The 14,205-nt window shown below is 68.8% G+C and carries 13 protein-coding genes; 2 read left to right on the forward strand and 11 right to left on the reverse strand.

The features are described 5' to 3' along the window. Nucleotides 1–46: 46 nt before the first annotated feature. The 4 genes from IHV25_RS02600 to IHV25_RS02615 form a co-directional block, all read right to left on the reverse strand. A complete protein-coding gene (locus IHV25_RS02600) occupies nt 47–988 on the reverse strand; it encodes a LysR family transcriptional regulator (RefSeq protein ID WP_242018736.1) in 942 nt (313 codons plus the stop codon). A 45-nt stretch (nt 989–1,033) separates the two neighbouring features. Continuing rightward, nucleotides 1,034–1,987 (reverse strand): thioredoxin-disulfide reductase, encoded by a 954-nt coding sequence (gene trxB, locus IHV25_RS02605; protein WP_192533396.1) that lies wholly within the window; start codon nt 1,985–1,987, stop codon nt 1,034–1,036. Nucleotides 1,988–2,478: 491 nt separating this feature from the next. Beyond that, the gene (locus IHV25_RS02610) at nt 2,479–3,318 is read right to left on the reverse strand and encodes a thermonuclease family protein (RefSeq protein WP_192533397.1); all 840 of its coding nucleotides are present in this window, start codon (nt 3,316–3,318) and stop codon (nt 2,479–2,481) included. 88 nt (nt 3,319–3,406) lie between these two features. Further along, nucleotides 3,407–4,255, reverse strand: a complete 849-nt coding sequence (locus IHV25_RS02615) for an OmpA family protein (protein WP_192533398.1) — start codon at nt 4,253–4,255, stop codon at nt 3,407–3,409. Between the two features lie 268 nt (nt 4,256–4,523). On the opposite strand from IHV25_RS02615, the gene rlmN reads away from it, so the two are divergent. Continuing rightward, nucleotides 4,524–5,681, forward strand: a complete 1,158-nt coding sequence (gene rlmN / locus IHV25_RS02620; RefSeq protein WP_192533399.1) for a dual-specificity RNA methyltransferase RlmN — start codon at nt 4,524–4,526, stop codon at nt 5,679–5,681. Nucleotides 5,682–5,989: 308 nt separating this feature from the next. Here rlmN and IHV25_RS02625 read toward each other — a convergent pair whose 3' ends face one another. Genes IHV25_RS02625 through IHV25_RS02635 form a run of 3 tightly spaced genes read right to left on the reverse strand, consistent with a single transcriptional unit; the run spans nt 5,990 to nt 9,152 of the window. Further along, the gene (locus IHV25_RS02625; RefSeq protein ID WP_192533400.1) at nt 5,990–7,396 is read right to left on the reverse strand and encodes an aspartate aminotransferase family protein; all 1,407 of its coding nucleotides are present in this window, start codon (nt 7,394–7,396) and stop codon (nt 5,990–5,992) included. After that, nucleotides 7,393–8,346 (reverse strand): pyridoxine/pyridoxal/pyridoxamine kinase, encoded by a 954-nt coding sequence (gene pdxK / locus IHV25_RS02630; protein WP_192533401.1) that lies wholly within the window; start codon nt 8,344–8,346, stop codon nt 7,393–7,395. Before pdxK ends, IHV25_RS02625 begins: the two co-directional genes overlap by 4 nt. Beyond that, the gene (locus IHV25_RS02635) at nt 8,343–9,152 is read right to left on the reverse strand and encodes a YggS family pyridoxal phosphate-dependent enzyme (RefSeq protein WP_192533402.1); all 810 of its coding nucleotides are present in this window, start codon (nt 9,150–9,152) and stop codon (nt 8,343–8,345) included. Before IHV25_RS02635 ends, pdxK begins: the two co-directional genes overlap by 4 nt. A 522-nt stretch (nt 9,153–9,674) precedes the next feature. Here IHV25_RS02635 and pdxR point away from each other — a divergent pair. After that, nucleotides 9,675–11,360, forward strand: a complete 1,686-nt coding sequence (gene pdxR, locus IHV25_RS02640) for a MocR-like pyridoxine biosynthesis transcription factor PdxR (RefSeq protein WP_192533403.1) — start codon at nt 9,675–9,677, stop codon at nt 11,358–11,360. Between the two features lie 171 nt (nt 11,361–11,531). On the opposite strand, the gene rpsU is transcribed toward pdxR, so the two are convergent. From rpsU to IHV25_RS02660, 4 genes are all read right to left on the reverse strand, one after another. Next, nucleotides 11,532–11,738, reverse strand: a complete 207-nt coding sequence (gene rpsU, locus IHV25_RS02645) for a 30S ribosomal protein S21 (RefSeq protein WP_192533596.1) — start codon at nt 11,736–11,738, stop codon at nt 11,532–11,534. A 255-nt stretch (nt 11,739–11,993) separates the two neighbouring features. After that, nucleotides 11,994–12,953, reverse strand: coding sequence for a glutathione synthase (gshB, locus tag IHV25_RS02650; protein WP_192533404.1), 960 nt, complete (start codon nt 12,951–12,953; stop codon nt 11,994–11,996). A gap of 89 nt (nt 12,954–13,042) precedes the next feature. Then, on the reverse strand, nt 13,043–13,663 hold the full coding sequence (locus tag IHV25_RS02655) for a BON domain-containing protein (protein ID WP_192533405.1): 621 nt from the start codon (nt 13,661–13,663) through the stop codon (nt 13,043–13,045). Nucleotides 13,664–13,817: 154 nt separating this feature from the next. Then, nucleotides 13,818–14,165 (reverse strand): YraN family protein, encoded by a 348-nt coding sequence (locus tag IHV25_RS02660; protein WP_242018768.1) that lies wholly within the window; start codon nt 14,163–14,165, stop codon nt 13,818–13,820. Nucleotides 14,166–14,205: the final 40 nt, after the last annotated feature.

A 14,205-nucleotide genomic window follows, 5' to 3' on the forward strand; every position in this document is an offset into this window, starting at 1 on the left:
GGCCCGGCCGTCTTGGCCAGACATCCCGACCCCGGCCCTGGGAAGGTCAGGTTCCCAGATCCTCGGGGGCGTTCAGCCCGCAGGCCTTCAGCTCGCTGATCAGAAAGTCCCGGAACACCTCGACCCGTTTCCGGTAGCGCATTTCCTTGGTGTACAGGAAATAGAGGCTCAGGGAGGGCACGTCGAAGCCCGGCAGCGAGACGATCTCGTCGCACGGGGAGTCGCACAGGAAGTACCCCGGAAGGGCCGCAATGCCCATTCCGTTGCCCACTGCCCGATGTATGGCCAGAAGGTTGTTGATCCGCAGCGCCGGCTGACGGGGCGGGCTCTTGGGGGGGAGCCCGGCGCTCAGGAGCCAGTTCAGGTTGTCCGCCGGCGGATCGAGCTCGTTGCCATACGCCAGGATCTTGTGCCGGTCCAGATCCTCGACCCCGCGGGGGACTCCGTAGCGCTGGAGGTACTCGCGGGAGGCCAGAACCCGGTAGGGCATCCGCACCAGGTGTCGTTGGATCAGGTCCTGCTGCTCGGAGGCGATAAAGCGCACCGCCAGGTCCGCCCGACGGGTTCCCAGGTCGATGGACACATCCGTCAGGGTGACCGACAGCTCCAGCTTCGGGTAGCGGTCCGTGAGGGTTTTCAGGCGCGGCGTCAGCCAGAGGGTTCCGAACGCCAGCGAGGTGCAGATGGTGAGGGGGCCGGACACATCGTCCGCCTGCTCGTCCAGGCGGGACTCCAGCTCGGTCAGGTTGGAGACGATGGACCGGGTGGTCTCGAACAGAAGCGTCCCCTGCTCCGTCAGCACCAGGCCCCGGGGATGACGCAGGAAAAGAGGCGCACCCAGCGCCTCTTCCAGGGCCCCGATCTGGCGGGAGACCGCCGACTGGGACAGGTTCAGGAAATCCCCCGCCCGGGTGAAACTTCCCGCCTCCGCCACGGTGTGAAACACCCGCAGCTTGTCCCAGTCCATCACATCCAGTCTTTGCGGCATATCCCTCGTCCGGACGTCTTGCAGGTCGCCCCGGCCCGACCCGGGCTAGGCTCCTGCAGACCCCGTCTCCTCAAGAAAGCGAAGCGCCTCCAGGGCGGCCATGCACCCGGTCCCCGCCGCCGTGACGGCCTGCTGGAACACGGGATCCTGAACGTCCCCTGCGGCAAAAACTCCGGGCACACTGGTCTTCGTGCTTCCCGGAACGGTCCGGATGTATCCGGCGTCGTCGGTGTCCAGCTGGTCGCGGACCAGGTCCGTGTTCGGCGTGTGGCCGATGGCGATGAACACGCCCTCCACCGGCAGCACCTCCTCGGCGCCCGTGTGGACGTTTCGCAGCCGCACGCCGGTCACCCCGGCCGGCTCTCCGCCGCCCTCGATCTCCACGACCTGACGGTCCCAGAGAACCCGGATCTTCGGATGGGACAGCAGGCGGTCCTGGAGGGTCTGCTCCGCGCGCAGCGAGTTCCGGCGGTGGATCAGGGTCACCCGTGATGCGGGACCGGCCAGGAAGAGGGCCTCCTCCACCGCCGAGTTGCCTCCGCCCACCACGGCGACCTCCCGGCCGCGGAAGAAGAAGCCGTCACAGGTGGCGCAGGCCGAAACGCCGCGGCCCATCCAGGTGACCTCGCTGTCCAGGCCCAGCCAGCGCGCCGAGGCGCCGGTGGCCAGGATCAGGGTGTCGGCAATGTAGCGATCCCCGCTGTCCCCCACCGCCACAAACGGCCGGGTGGAGAGATCCAGGGACACAATGTGGTCCTGGCAGAAGACAGTGCCCATCCGCTCGGCCTGAACGCGCATGCGCTCCATCAGCTCGGGCCCCTGGATCGGATCCTCGAACCCGGGAAAGTTCTCAACCTCGGTGGTGATCGTCAGCTGCCCGCCGGGCTGCATCCCGCTGACGACGATCGGCTTCAGAGCCGCCCGGGCGGCATAGATCGCCGCCGTGCAACCCGCGGAGCCGGATCCGAGAATGAGCGTTTTCGTAATGTGGTCGGCCATGGTGCTGAGCTACCCCCAAATACTTGAACTGTACCGGTTTCATTTAGAGAGCCCGCGGCCCGTCGTCAAAGGCGATCTGCAAGAAAACGCCGGGGAGGCACCGGAACAGGCCCCGAAACGCCCGGCGGGAGACATCATCGGACCGAAACCGGAGGTTCAGACCGCTGCGGATGCCCGTATCACCCGGACCATGCGGCCACCCCGGGGTGCAAGCCCGTTCCCCCGGGCCCGCCATCATGCCGGGCCCCACGGCCTCCCCGAACCGCGACGGACCAAACCGCCCTGAGGCGGACAAGAAACGCCCCGCCCGGGCGTGGAGTGTACCAGACTTGGGCAAAGTGGGGAATCCCCGGGGGTGAGCCCGTCAAACCGGGAGTGTAGCTCCCGCCAGCCCCATCGGTCGGGCATGGCCCGGGCAGACACACACGACCGTCGGCCCGGCAGGGGCGGACGCCCCCACCCGCGCATGACCGTGGGCCTGGCGCGGGCCCTCACGGATCCGTGATCGGGCCCTCGATCATCTCCGGATGGGTCACCTCGATCCAGGGCCCGTTCTTTTCGCGCAGCCAGCCGCGCACCCGCACCGTCTTCCCGGTCCAGGCCAAAGGGTCGCGCCCGAGAGCGGAAAACCGTTCGAGAAGCCGCTCGGGGATGGACACGGTAAAATCCCGGCGCCAGTCGCGCCCGAAGTTCAGGTACACGGTCCGGCCCGCCCGGGCGGCGGACACCACCGTTCCCTCCACCACCTGGAAGGTGCCGATCTCGGAGTCCAGACGGGCAGGCGGACGCACGGCGTACCAGTCCAGCGCCCAGATCCCGGCGCGGGCGGCCCGGGCGTCGGCCTCGCGCCCGTACAGGGCTTCGGTCAGGGCCCGGTTGTCGGGAAAGGTGTAAACCCGCGCAAGCCCGCGGGAGATCATCTCGCCCTGGATCCAGACCCCGTCGTCCGTGACAAGGTGGGCCAGGATCCGGCCGTGCCGGTCCTCGGTCGCGCCCCCGGCGTGAAGGGTCACGGTCCGGCCGTCCACCAGGTCCACAAGAGCCTGCCGGGATTCAGGCGCCAGGGGCCACTCGGCAAACCCCTTGCGCCCCAGGGGCAGCTTGGGCGCCTGAATGCCCACCAGCCGGACCTCGCGGCCCGTATCCAGAACCACTGTGTCGCCGTCGACCACATCGGTCACCCTGTGGCGCCCGATGGACGGCAGCTCAGCAGGATCCCGGACCCGGGACAGGGCGTCGGCCCCGTCGGCGGCCGCCCCGGCCGGACCGGACCGGACAAGCCCCGCACACACGAGGCCCAGGCAGAAAATCAGGACAAACATCCGGTACATGGGAGGGGCTCCGGACACCAGGACAGAAAAAAGCGCCCCCCGGGAGGGCCGGGAGGCGCAGGCGGATCGCCTTTCGGAAAACCGGCGCTTACTGCTCGAGGGTGATCTCGACGCGACGGTTCAGGCGGTTGGCCACGTTCTCGCCGGTGGCAACGGCCAGGTCGGCCTCACCCTTGGCGCGCACCACGATGGCGCTCTGGGGCACGCCGCGCTTCACCAGAGCCTTGACGACCGCCTCGGCCCGGCGCTGCGACAGGGCCAGGTTGGTCTTCTCGGAGCCGACGGTGTCCGTGTAGCCGGTCACGACCAGGCGGGGCTTCAGGCTGTTGGCCTTGCTGGTGTTGTAGAGGGCAACAGCGGTCTCGATGGTGCGCACGCCCTCGCGGTCAACGGCGGTGGAGCCGGTGGCGAAGTGGATGCCGGTCGGGGAGCCGCGCAGAACGATCATGGCCTCCTCGTAGTCGGCCCGGCATTCCTGGATGCGGATGGGCTGACGGTTCTCGGCGGCTTCCTCGGTCCAGCAGTCAAAGGAGACCTGCGCCTTGGCCGAGGCATCCGGGTTGGTGGACGTCACGCCCGAGGCGAGGACGCGAACCAGCTCCGCGCGGGCGGCGGCGAGTTCCGGAGCGAGGCTGCCGGTCTCGAGCGTCGCGGGATCCGTCGGCGACGGAGTCCGGCCCTGGGCCGCCATCTTGGCCTTGCCGGTGTAGTACTCGACCGATGCCCAGTCTCCACCGCTGTACTGCCCGCCGTACTCGTAGTCGGCCAGGGCCACGTACTCTTTCATCAGAGCGGCGTCGAACGCGGTTCCGGTGCAGGGCATCTGGGAGACAGCCTCGTAATCCCACGGGTCTTCGGTAATCCAGTTGTAGTCGCTGGATGCACACCCGGTGAGAAGAGCGGCAGCGGCAACCCCGATAGCAAGCCTTTTGACCATATTTTCCATTCCTTCATCTTCGGCTATGTCTTGGTGCCTGGTCGCCCCGGTAAAAGCTGTCCAAGCCCGGGTCAAGACACGCGAACCCTGTTCCCCGCCCCATAGGGATACGGCGCCCCGGATGCCCCCGGGAAAACCGTTGCTGGCCGGCAGGCTGGCGGGTATAGCCTCCGTTTCTCCGGTCCCGGCTCCGCCCACGAAAAAGGGGAGCCTTTCCGCCTTGCGTTGCAAGTGGGACTTCTCCCTTATATAGCAGAATGATGATAAAGTGAACCTTATCAACTTAACGAAGAACGAAGTAAAGACCTTCCTCACCGAGCAGGGAGAGAGTCCTTTTCGCGCAAAACAGCTCTGGCACTGGATCTATCACCAGGGTGCGACGGACTTCTCGCGCATGACATCGCTTGGGGCCGCCCTGCGGGAGCGGCTGGCGGAGACCTGCACCCTCGCCCGCCCGGAGATCGTGCGCACCCAGACCTCGGAGGACGGGACCGTCAAGTGGCTGCTTCGCTTCTCGGACGGGCGCGAGGCCGAAATGGTCTACATCCCCGAAACGGACCGGGGCGCCCTGTGCATCTCCTCCCAGGTGGGCTGCACGCTGGACTGCCGCTTCTGTCACACCGGCACCCAGCCGTTCCTGCGCAACCTCACCGTCGCCGAGATCGTCGGGCAGTTCCTGGTGGCCCGCGACCTGTTCGGCGAGTGGCCCACGCCCACCGACGAGGCCCGCAAGCTCTCGAACATCGTGGTGATGGGCATGGGCGAGCCCCTGCACAACTTCGACAACGTCCGTGACGCTCTCAATATCCTGATGGACGACGAGGGCACGGCCCTGTCGCGCCGGCGCATCACCCTGTCCACCGCCGGAGTCGTCCCCATGTTCGGGCGCTGCGGAACCGAGCTGGGCGTCCGGCTTGCGATCTCGCTGCACGCCGCCACGGACGAAATCCGCGACGCCATCATGCCCATCAACAAGAAGTACCCCCTGGCGGAGCTGATGGCCGCCTGCCGCGCCTACCCCGGAGCGCGCAACGCCCGGCGGATCACGTTCGAGTACCTTCTGCTGGACGGGATCAATGATTCGGATGCGGACGCCCGGGAGCTGATCCGTCTTGTGCGGGGCATTCCGTGCAAGTTCAACCTGCTGCCGTTCAACGCCTGGCCCGGAGCGCCCTACCAGCCCTCCAGCGAGGCCCGGATGGAACGGTTCGCCGCGCTTCTGAACGACGCGGGCTTCACGTCGCCGATCCGCCAGCCCCGGGGGCGCGACATCCTGGCCGCCTGCGGTCAGCTGCGCAGCGAGTCCATGCGGGAGTCCCTGCGCGAGGCCGGGCAGACCGGGGAAACCGGAACGGAAAATGCAGAGGGTGCAGGGGCCGGGGGCGCAACCGACGCTACGGGTCCGTGCGGACCGGCTGCATCCTGACCCCGTTCCCGTGACCGAAGCCTGACCGGATCCTTCCCGGATCCGGTCCCGCACGGAAAAGCCCGACAGACCATGGGGTGTCCGCCATCCGTGGACTCTCCCGGAGCGGGACCGGCCGGAACGGATTGCCTGTGCAACCCGGTCCGATCCCGTTGCAACACTCTCCCGGCACACGGCTGCCCCGCCGGGGAGGGGCCGCCCGATGACCCCCAGGACACGGAGCGCCCCGGGAGACACGGAACGCGCACCCCCGCATAAGGGACCGGCGCGCAGCCCGGGGCAAACACCCGGACCCGCAGGCTCAAAGCCTAGGGCCGGGGGTCATCCGGAACCGCCGGAGCGCCGGATCCGTCCGCGTCCGGAGAGCCGGTCACGCCGCCGGGCCAGCCGGGGGCGAAAGCGGGCTCCGCCTCCGCCGGGTCCGGACGTCCCAGAACCGCCGACGCAGAGAGAGCCGGAACAGCAACAGCCGCCGGATCCTCCGGAGACTCCGCAGCGGATTCGGCAGGCGCCGCCGGAAGGGCAGAGCCCTCCCGCAGGGGCTCCAGAAGCCGCGTGACCCGGGCCACGATGTCATCAATCTGCGCGCCGTCACACACCAGGGGCGGCAGCAGGCGGATCGTGCTGTCCCGGGTGACGGTCAGAAGCAGGCGCTCCTCCTCCAGGGCGCGGCCCACGAGAATGCCGCAAGGCCGGGTCATCTCGATCCCCACCAAAAGCCCCTGCCCCCGGATGGTCACGACCCCGGGATGGGAGTCCAGAGCTGCCCGGAGTCCGTCCAGCAGGCGGCGCCCCAGTTCGGCAGCCCGTTCCGGCAGCCGGTCCCGGGCCATGATATCGAGAACCGTGCAGGCCACCCGGCAGGCGAGCGGATTGCCTCCGAAGGTCGAGCCGTGAAGACCCGGCTCAAAAAGCTCGGCGGCAGGGCCGTGGGCAAGGCACGCACCGATGGGGATGCCGTTGCCCAGGGCCTTGGCCAGCGTCATCACATCGGGAACAATGCCCGCGTGCTGGTGGCCGAACCAGGCGCCGGTGCGCCCCAGCCCGGTCTGGATCTCGTCCACCATCAGAAGCCAGCCCTGGCGGTCGCACAGATCGCGCAGCTCCTGCAGATAGCCGGGACGGGCCACCCGGACACCGCCCTCGCCCTGAACCGGCTCGACCAGAACCGCGACGATCTCCGGATCGCGCTCGGCCGCCCGGCGCACGGCCTCCATGTCGTTGTAGGGAACGCGAACAAACCCGGGCAGGAGAGGCTGGAAACCGAACTGGGCGGAGCGGCTTCCGGTGGCGGACAGAGTTGCCAGGGTCCGGCCGTGGAAGGCGTTCTCCATCACCAGGATGCGGGGGTTGGAGACCTGCCGGCGATGGCCGTGAAGGCGGGCCAGCTTCAGGGCGGCCTCGTTGGCCTCGGCTCCGGAGTTGCAGAAGAACGCCTTGCCCATGCCGGACAGGGCGCACAGACGCTTGCCCAGACGCTCCTGCCAGCCGACCCGGAAAATGTTGGACGTGTGCAGCAAGATCCCCGCCTGCCCGGCGATGGCATCCCCGACCTCCGGGTGGGCGTGGCCGAGGCTGGTCACCCCCACTCCGGCCATGGCGTCCAGATACTCCACGCCGTTCTCATCCCACAGGCGGGCGCCGCTCCCGCGGACAAACGATACGGGCTGACGCGCGTAAGCCTTCATAAGGTATGACGTGTCGGGATCCATCATGACATCTCCGGCCGGAACATGAACGGCGAGGCGAGGGGCCGGACCCCGATCTGGCGCACGATGATGTCGCCCATGTCCCCGTCGCAGAAGCCCATGGGGGCGGCCAGAAGCTCGCCGCAGTTCGCCTGCTGCGTCAGACGCAAGACCCGCACAAGATGCTGGCAGGCGCGGGTCGCGGCCTCGGACACGTCGGCTCCGCCCAGCCAGTGCCCGGTCAGGGTGGCGCAGAACAGGTCACCGGTCCCCTTGGGCACATCCTCCAAACGGGGGTGGGAGAGCAGCCACGACCCGGTCCGGGTCACAAGAACCACCCGGATCTCCCTCGAGCCCTCGGCATCCGGGGGCTCCGCAGGATCGGAGGCGGCGCTGGTCACGGCAACCCACCGGGTGCGGCCGGTCAGAAGGGTCCGGGCGGCGGCCAGCACGCTGTCGATATCGTCGACCGGCATGCCCGTGAGGTAGCCCAGCTCGAAGCCGTTGGGGGTGAGCCCGTCCGCGAGCGGCACCAGATCCCGCCGGACGGCGGCGGCCAGGTCCGGATCCACATAGAGGCCGTCCTCCGAGTCGCCCAGCACCGGATCGACCACGACCCGCAGGTTCGGACGCCGGGCCTGCAGGGCCCGGATCCAGGCGGCCAGAGCCCCGGCCTGCTCGGCCGTGCCCAGGTAGCCGGTCAGCACGGCGCGAAGGGACTCGAGCGCGCCCCGGCGGTCCAGATCCTCCAGGTATCCGGTGAACCAGTCGAGAGGCAGCGCCCCGCCGTGCAGGGTCGGGTAGTCGGGGGTGTTGCTCAGAACAACGCTGGGCACCGAGGCCACCGTCAGCCCCAGCGCCTCGAGCGCCGGCACGGCAACCGAGTTGCCCACCCGCCCGTAGACCACCAGGGACTGCACCGACACCACGTCGTACTGAAGTGCACCCGGAACGCGTACCGAACCGTTAGAAATCATGGGGATCCGTCCTGACAAATCACGGGCCAGTAATGACTGTCGGGAAGGGCCCGGGCCCCAAAAATCCCCTGCCCGACCCGCACCACAGTGGCGCCTTCCTCGATAGCAATCTCAAAATCACCGGACATGCCCATGGACAGCCCGTCCAGCTCGACGCCCCGGGGGACGTTCTGCCGAAGCCGGTCGCGCAGACCGCGCAGCAGCTGGAAGCACGGGCGCACCCGGGCCGGATCGTGGGAAAACACCGCCAGCGTCATCAGCCCGCGCACCCGCAGGCCCGAGTACACCGGGAGATTTCTCAGAAACGCGGCCACGTCCCGGGGTGCCAGGCCGTACTTGCTGGCCTCCCCGGAGGTGTTGACCTGAACGAACACATCCAGACCCCGCCCCTCGACCTGAAGCCGGCGGTCCAGAGCCTCGGCCACCCGCAGGCTGTCGAGCGCCTGGAACTCGCTGGCGAATCGGGCCACCTGGCGGGCCTTGTTGGTTTGCAGGTGCCCGATGACCGACCAGCGCAGGTCCGGAAGATCCTGCAGGGCCTCCCACTTGCGCCAGGCCTCCTGCACCGTGTTCTCGCCCAGCATCCGGCATCCGGCGGCGTAGGCCGCGCGCAGGCTGGACTCGGGCTTTGTCTTGCTGACGGGCAGAAGCCGCACACCGGCGGGATCGCGCCCCACCCGGCGGCAGGCCGCGTCCATGCGCGCCCGGACGCCCGCGAGCGCCTGGCGGAACTCCTCCTCGGTGGAGGGCTCGGGATAAAGGCCGTGGGCCTCGTGCCGGGTTGGTGTCTCAAGCAGAAAGGACATGGACTCGCCCTCCTCTCAGGGGACGCAAAAGCGCAGGCATCCCGGACCCACGCCGGGACAGGCGCCGCTCCCGCGTGCCGGAAGGGGCCAGCCCTTCTGCCGGGCCCCGGGGCACTGCGAGCCAAACCACCGGCCCCCCTTGCACTGCGGGCCGGACCACCGCCCCCCCTGGCACCGCCCGGGTCCGCGCCGGCGAAACCGCGGGAAGCCGCGCAAACGCCACCGCGGGAAGCCGTGCAATCGCCTTCGGAGCGTCCGAACCGGGAACTCCCGGAACACCCCGACCCCGGTGCGGCCGAAACGCGCCCGAGCGGACAGGGCCTGCCATGCGGCGGGCCTGCGGACTTGGGAACGCACACCGGAAACACCGGAAACACTCGACGGCGAACATAATCAGGCAACGGCTCCAGGACAGAGCATGAGAAACCGGACACTCTCGGGACATGCCCGATTGCTATCCCCCACTATAGCGCTAGAATGGACTGATTAGACCGGCCAATTTTCAAAAGACAGGCAGACCACTTGTTCCGTCACGCCCAGCTTGAATCCGTCAAGGCCTGGATCGTCGCCCCGGCGAACAGCGCCCTGCCCCTGCACATCCGGATCCAGCGGGCGATCCGGCAGATGATCCTGGACCGGGTCCTGGAGGCCGGACGCCCCCTGCCCGCCTCCCGGGCCCTGGCGACGTCCCTGGGGGTCTCCCGGGACACGGTGGAGTCGGCCTACGGACAGCTTCACGCCGAGGGCTTCATCGAGCGCCGGGTGGGCAGCGGCAGCTTCGTATCGGAGCGGGCCTACCACCGCCCCGTCCGGGAACGGGCGGTGCACCCCGCCGATCCGGCCGAGGCCCCGCACCCCGCGCATCCGGCCGAGACCCCGCACCTCAGCGAGCGCGGCCACGCCATGTTCCGCACCGGCGGGATCCGGCGCATGCCGGTCACCCGCCCGTTTGCCGCCGGCGCCCCGGACGCCCGCAGCTTTCCCATCGCCACCTGGGAGCGGCTGGAGCGCCAGATGCTCAAGGAGCATGGTGCCCGGGCCCTGCTCTACAGCGCTCCCCAGGGCGTGGAGCCGCTGCGGCAGGTCATCGCCGACTATGTGAACCTGGAGCGGGGCGCCAACGCGACTCCGGACCGGGTTCTGGTGCTGACCAGTTCCCAGCAGGCGCTGAGCCTGTGCGCCCATGTGCTTCTGGATCCGGGGGAGCGGATCCTGGTCGAGGATCCGGGCTACCACGGCGCCCGCAAGGCCTTCGAGGCCGCCGGGCTGGTCTGTGTCCCCATCCCCGTGGACGGGGACGGCCTGCAGCTGGAGCCCCTGAAACAGGCGGTCAGCGGCCCGGGGGGCGCTCCGCGGGCCATCTTCCTGACGCCCTCCCACCAGTTCCCCACGGGGGCGACCCTGTCCCTCGACCGGCGGCTGGGGATCATCGAGTGGGCCTGGCAGCACGGCAGCTGGATTATCGAGGACGACTACGACAGCGAGTTCCACTACGCGGGCAAGCCCACGGCCTGCGTCCAGGGCCTGGACCCCCACCAGCGGACGATCTACGTCGGCACGTTCACCAAGTCCCTCTTTCCGGGTCTGCGCATCGGGTACATGGTCCTGCCCCCCTCCCTGGTGGAGCCCATGACCGTGGCCCGCACCCTTCAGGACGGACACAACGCCACGGTCCCCCAGCTCACGCTCGCGCGGTTTATCGAGGGCGGGCACTACGGCGCCTATGTGCGCAGCATGCGCGCCGTCTACGCGGGGCGCCGGGACCAGCTGGCCCAGCTGGTCCACACGTATCTGGGAGAGGTGATGGAGCCGCAGGTTCCCACCGGAGGGCTCCAGATGCCCTGCCTGTTTGTGCGGGATCTGCCGGAGCAGGCCATTGTGGACGCGGCGCTGCGCGAGGGAATTGATCTTCTGGGGCTCACGGACCTGCACATTGAGCAGCCGCCCCAGGCGGGTCTTCTTATGGGATTTGCGAGCCACGCCCCCCACGAGATGGAGGCGGCCATCCGGAAACTGGCCCGGGTGATCGAATCCGTGACCGGGATCGCCCCCGGGACGGCCACCGGCGCAAAGGGAGCCGGAAAAGCCGGCCGGAAAGCCGCAGGGACACACCCCGCGGGCCACGGCCCGGCAAACAGGCCGCAGCCGGGCGAGCCCCTCCCCGCCGCAGCCGCGCCGGGGGGCCGGATTCGCGCCGCCAACACCTGAGCACAAACGGGGCCCGGGGCCGACTCGGGCCAGTCAGAAGGCCGGGGACGCGCCCGGCACAAAGCCGTTGGCCCACGCACCAAAACCGCCCATTCCGCACGGGGCGGGGGCGGTTATCGGCAGTGCTCTCGATGGAATCGAGGGTTTGGTCCCGGGAGATCCGGGACCGGCCTAGAAGCCTTCGCGCTCCAGGCGCTTTCTCTCGAGCTTGCGGGCGCGGCGCACGGCCTCGGCCTGCTCACGAGCCTTCTTCTCCGAGGGCTTCTCGAAATTGCGGCGGAGCTTCATTTCACGGAAAACGCCTTCGCGCTGCATCTTCTTTTTGAGCGCCTTCAACGCCTGGTCGACGTTGTTGTCGCGAACAAGAACCTGAACCAGGATTCCTACTCCTTGTGACGGGGCACGCTTCGGACACGGGCCGGGCGCGCGGGGTGGACAGGGAACGGCGATAAGGGGGCCGGCCCCTTTTGACAGAGCCTACCCTGAAGGCGCCTGCAATATCACAGGTCGCGCTCCGAGAAAAGCCAAAACCTTCAAAACCCGGGGTCAGATGCCGGAACGTTCCCGCATCCCCGGCAACGGGGGCAGGGCCGGGCGCCCGAAGCGCACACGGCCCGCACCCAAGGGGCCGGGTTACCGGCGGGAGACCAGCCGGGCCTCGATCGCATCCCAGAGGGCGGCCTCCAGGCAGCAGCCGTCAAACCGGTTGATCTCCTGCAGGCCGGTGGGGGAGGTGACGTTGATCTCGGTCAGGTAGCCGCCGATCACGTCGATTCCCGTGAAGATCAGGCCCCGCTCCCGAAGCACCGGGCCCAGGGCGGCGCAGATCTCCCGGTCCCGGGCGGTGAGGGTGCTCTTCTCCGGGCGGCCCCCTGCGTGCATGTTGGAGCGCGCCTCCCCGGCCGCCGGAACCCGGTTGATGGCCCCCGCCGGAATGCCGTCGATCAGGATGATGCGCTTGTCGCCCTCGCGCACCTCGGGCAGGTAGCGTTGCACCATGACCGGTTCGTGCAGGAAGCCCTGGAACATGTCCAGAAGGGCGTTGAGGTTCTCGTCCTCCGGCTTCAGGTGGAACACCCCGGCGCCGCCGTTTCCGTACAGCGGCTTGACGATGATGTCCTTGTGGCGGGCCCGGAACTCCGCAATGGCCTCCCGGTCCGCGCTGACCAGGGTGGGCGGAACCAGATCCGGGAACTCGGTGGCGAACAGCTTCTCGGGGGCGTTTCTCACGCTCGCGGGATCGTTCACCACCAGGGTCTTTGCGGCGACCCGCTCCAGAAGGTGGGTGGCGGTGATATAGGCCATGTTGAAGGGCGGATCCTGGCGCATCAGCACCACGTCCACATCCGCCTCCAGGTCCAGGACCCGGGTCTCGCCCAGGGTCGCGTGGTTGCCCGGCTCGCGGCGGACCTGGAGCGGGCGGGCCCGGGCCACGACCCGGCCGTCCTCCATGGAGAGGGCGCCGGGACCATAATACGACAGCTCGTACCCCCGCTTCTGGGCTTCCAGGGCAAGAACGAAGGTGGAGTCCCCGTTGATGTCGATGTGCTCGACGGGGTCCATCTGAATGGCAACGCGAAGGGGTGTGCTCATGGGTCTCGTCTACCGGCTTTCAGTGGATCGCGGGCCCCGGTGGTCGGAGCCGCTCGCGAGAGAGAAGGCAGGATCGACGGACGAGGCCCCTACGGAGCCCGGGACAGCTCGGCATAGGCGGAACCGTCCCCTGTTCCCCCCGGCCCGTCCTCGCCCTTCAGAAGGGTGTGGTCGGTCACCGTGCGCACACGCGGACAGGCGCGGGCATAGGCCAGAACAAGGTCACGTTCCCGGGTGTCGCGCGCAATTCCGAAGAGGTAAAGGTCACGACCAACGATCCGAGCCCGATAATTGCGTTGGGAGATGCCGGTGTCCAGTGCCAGTGTGGTTTCAAAGCGCTCGGCCAGCAGAAGATCGCGCGCGGAGTCCACCATGTCCGGCTCGCCCACCTGGATCTCGTTGACCACGTCGCTCACCCCGGCCACGTTCCAGGCCAGCACGGTGGCCCGGGCCCGGGCCTCGGGGCTCCGGACGACACCGGTCAGAAGAACCCGACCGTCAAACACGGTGGTGTTGGTCCGGGCAAACAGCCCCGCGCTCTCGGACAGGAAGGCCCCGTTCAGGGCGGTCTGGATGCCCAGGTCCCGGGCCGCGCCCCCGGCACCCCGCTCCGAGGCCGCCGAGTCCGCCGTTCTCCAGGCGACCTCGGCGATCATGCCGTAGGGCGTGCAGGCGGACAGGCCGGACGATAGTACACCCAGAGCGAGCATAAACCCCAGTCGCCGGAGGGTCCGCAGATCAGGGCCGGAGCCACGGTGCGGGAGGGCAGGCTGGTGGTGTTTCGGGCCGGAGATCATCGCCGGTGGCCCCCCTGGTTCCTCGGGACAGTTCCCAAAGAGTAGGCCTGAAGTTCATAACGGGGGGTTAACCGGGACGCCATGCATCCGGAAGATGTGTCACGCGCCCGAAGGAACCGCCGGTCCCCGCCCCGGGCGGCGTGACCGACATCAGGTCAAAGCGGACGTCCGTACCCGGCAACTGGGGATTGAACGCCAGCCAGGCAGCCGCACCGTTCTCGATCCGCCTGCGCTGCCGGTCGGTCAGGGCGTGGGGAAGGGCGTCGGGGCGGGTCCGGGCCTTGACCTCCACAAAGGCAAGGACCGGCGGCTTGCGGGCGATGATATCGATTTCCCCCGCCGCCACCCCCCGACCGAAGCGCACCCGGCGGGCCAGGATCTCCCAGCCGTCCAGCCACAGGGTCAGGGCGCACAGGGTTTCGGCGGCCGCGCCCCGGCGGACCCGCGCACCGGCT

It is taken from the genome of Phaeovibrio sulfidiphilus (assembly GCF_014861485.1).
Classification (GTDB): Bacteria; Pseudomonadota; Alphaproteobacteria; order Rhodospirillales; family Rhodospirillaceae; genus Phaeovibrio; species Phaeovibrio sulfidiphilus.